This window comes from Methylomonas sp. BG-2, assembly GCF_057766305.1.
On record NZ_JBYMAP010000334.1, the window covers coordinates 1 to 3,237 of the forward strand.

Here is a 3,237-nt window from a genome sequence, read left to right on the forward strand (position 1 = left end):
CGTTGGCCGCCAATGTCGAAAACCTGACCTTAACCGGAACTAGCGCAATCAACGCCACCGGCAATGCTTTGGACAATTCCCTGATTGGCAACAGCGCCGCCAACAAACTTACGGGTGGCGCCGGGAACGATATTTTGGACGGCGGGACCGGCAACGACACAATGCTGGGCGGCGTGGGCGACGACAGCTATTTCGTCAACGTCAGTACCGACACCGTCACTGAAAACGCCAACGAAGGTAACGATACGGTCAATTCGGGCGTCACGCTGACACTGGGTTCGAATCTTGAAAACCTGACCTTGACCGGTACTTCCGCTATCAATGGCACTGGCAATTCCTCGGACAATTGGCTCACCGGCAATAGCGCCGCCAACAGCCTCTCCGGCTTGGCCGGCAACGATACCCTAGACGGACTGGGTGGCGCCGACACGCTGACCGGCGGTGCCGGCAACGATACTTATCGGCTGGGTCGCGGTTATGGTGCCGACACCGTGGTCGAGAATGATGCGATGGCCGGAAACACCGACATCGCGCAATTCCTGTCCGGGATCACTGCAGATCAGTTGTGGTTCGTCCACACCGGCAACCACCTGGAAGTCAGCATCATCGGCACCTCGGATAAGCTGGTCATGCAAAACTGGTACAGCGGCAGCGCCAACCATGTCGAGCAGTTCAAGACCACCGACGATAATTTGACCTTGCTGGACAGCCAAGTCGAGAGTCTGGTCTCGGCGATGGCGGCCTTCGCGCCGCCTGCGTCGGGCCAGACCACCTTGCCAGCCAATTATCAGACCGCGCTGGCACCAGTGATTGCGGCCAATTGGCAATGATCGTCCTCTAAAGCCAGTTCCCGAGGCACTTGGCCTCGGGGATTCCAGGTTCGTTCATGGGTACCCGCCCCGTGGAGGCTGTCCAGCCCTACACTCGGTGATCGCGCTCGGTGCCGCTCGCCGCTGCCCCGTGGTCTATCCAAAATGATCGCTTTAGAATATCAACATTCCTGTGCCTTACACTGTAAACGCCGCAAACGGCTTGATTTAGCGCTTTAACATCCGATGAAATTCCTATTCGTCCATCAAAACTTCCCTGGACAGTATCGCCATTTGGCTGCTTATCTGGCTGCGAATCCTCAGCATCAAGTCGTGTTTATCACCCAACGTTCGGAAGGCGAACTGCCGGGCGTGCGGAAAATCGTCTACCGGCCGCACCGGGCACGGTCGCACACCGTTCACCACTATTTGCGGGAAACCGAATCGGCTGTGATCAACGCCCAGAGCGTCGCCCGCATCGCCCTGGACTTGAAGCGCACCGGTTTCGTGCCGGATGTGATGCTGGGCCATAACGGCTGGGGCGAGATCTGGTATTTGAAGGAGGTATTTCCGGATTCGCCACTGCTGGGCTACTTTGAGTTCTTTTACCGCCTGACCGGCGCCGACGTCGGTTTCGATCCCAGCGAGCCGGTCGCCTTCGACGACGGGCCGCGTTTGCGGACCAAGAACCTGGGCAACTACTTGGCCTTGGATGCCGTCGATGCCGGACTTTGCCCCACCCATTGGCAGAAGTCAGGCTATCCAAGCGGCTACCAGGATAAATTGAACGTGGTCCACGACGGTATCGATACTCGCATCGTGTATCCAAAGCCGGATGCCACCTTGACCCTCGCGCAAGCGGGATTATCGCTGAGTCGGGCTGACGAAATCGTTACTTATATTGCCCGCAACCTGGAACCCTACCGCGGCTTTCCGAGCTTCATGCGCAGCTTGCCGGCCATCCTGGCGGCTCGCCCCCACGCCCAAATTTTGATCGTCGGCGGCGACGAGGTCAGTTACGGCAAGCGTCTGCCGCCGGAGCAGACCTATCGTCAACAGTTGCTGGCGGAATTTGGCGACGAGTTGGATAGTCGGCGGGTGCATTTTTTAGGCAAGGTAGCGTATCCGACCTTTCTGACGATATTGCAACTATCCAGGGTTCACGTCTATCTGACCTACCCCTTCGTGTTGTCCTGGTCGATGTTGGAGGCGATGGCCGCCGGTTGTTTGCTGGTGGCTTCGAACACCGCGCCGGTAAAAGAAGTGGTGCGCGACGGCGAAAACGGTTGGTTGGTGGACTTCTTCTCGCCCAGCGAGATTGCCGAGCGGGTTATCGAAGGTTTAACGGCGAGTTCGGAGGGGTTTGCCACAATGCGCCGCAACGCCAGACAAACCGTGATTGATCGCTATGATCTCAACGCGGTTTGTTTGCCGGCACAGATTGAATTATTGGAGCGTTTGAGGCAATGCGGCTAAGCCTGTAGAAAACAGCCGCCGCTTTTTGTGACGTCTCCCGTTGGTTAACGACCGAAAGAATATCAGAGGACATCCATTAGGAAGCGCACCAAGTATCGGGAGCCAAATCCCCGAAGCAAAACACCTCGGGGACAGGCTTCAGGATACGCCAATTAGTGCCAATTGGCCGCAATCACCGACGCTAGCGCGGCTTGGTAATCGGTCGGCAAGGTGGTTTGGCCCGACGCCGGTGGGGCGAAAGCCGCCATCGCCGACACTAAACTCTCGACTTGGCTGTCCAGCAAGGTCAAATTACCGTCGGTGGTCTTGAACTGCTCGACGTGGTTGGCGGTGCCGCTGTACCAGTTTTGCATGACCAGCTTATCCGAGGTGCCAACGATACTGACTTCCAGGTGGTTTCCCGCGTGGGCAAACCACAACTGATCAGCGGTGATGCCGGAGAGGAATTGGGCAATGTCGGTGTTGCCCGCCGTGGCATCGTTCTCCACGACGGTATCCGCAGCGTAACCGCGGCCCAGGACATAGGTGTCGTTGCCGGAACCGCCGGTCAGCGTATCCGCACCGCCTAGACCCTCCAGGGTATCGTTGCCGGCTAAGCCGAAGAGGCTGTTGGCGGCAACGTTGCCGGTGAGTCGATTGTCCAAGGCATTGCCGGTGCCGGTAATGGCAGCAGTACCAGTGAGCACCAGGTTTTCAACATTCGAACCTAAAGTTAAAGAAATCGACGCTTCCACGGTGTCGGTACCACCACCAGCGGCTTCGACCACGACATCGCCGGCGTTATCGACGACAAACGTATCGGCGCCTAAACCGCCTTCCATCCGGTCAGCGCCAAGACCGCCGTCGATGCGATTGCTACCCGAGTTGCCAATCAGGGTGTTGTCCAAGCTGTTACCGGTTGCGCTCGCCGCTAACGAACCTGTTAACGTCACATTTTCCACATTGGCCGCTT

The 3,237-nt window shown here is 57.7% G+C and carries 3 protein-coding genes; 2 read left to right on the plus strand and 1 reads right to left on the minus strand.

Annotated features, from left to right (window positions below; genetic code table 11):
• Nucleotides 1–830: calcium-binding protein (locus AC3B8H_RS19695; RefSeq protein ID WP_488443219.1), on the plus strand; the 830-nt coding region annotated here is incomplete at its 5' end.
• Between the two features lie 312 nt (nucleotides 831–1,142).
• Nucleotides 1,143–2,285 carry a glycosyltransferase gene (locus AC3B8H_RS19700; RefSeq protein WP_488443220.1) on the plus strand — a complete coding sequence of 381 codons (1,143 nt, stop codon included), beginning with the start codon at nucleotides 1,143–1,145 and terminating at the stop codon, nucleotides 2,283–2,285.
• Between the two features lie 152 nt (nucleotides 2,286–2,437).
• Here the strand turns inward: AC3B8H_RS19700 and AC3B8H_RS19705 are convergent.
• The coding region (locus tag AC3B8H_RS19705; protein WP_488443221.1) for a calcium-binding protein at nucleotides 2,438–3,237 on the minus strand (800 nt) is incomplete at its 5' end.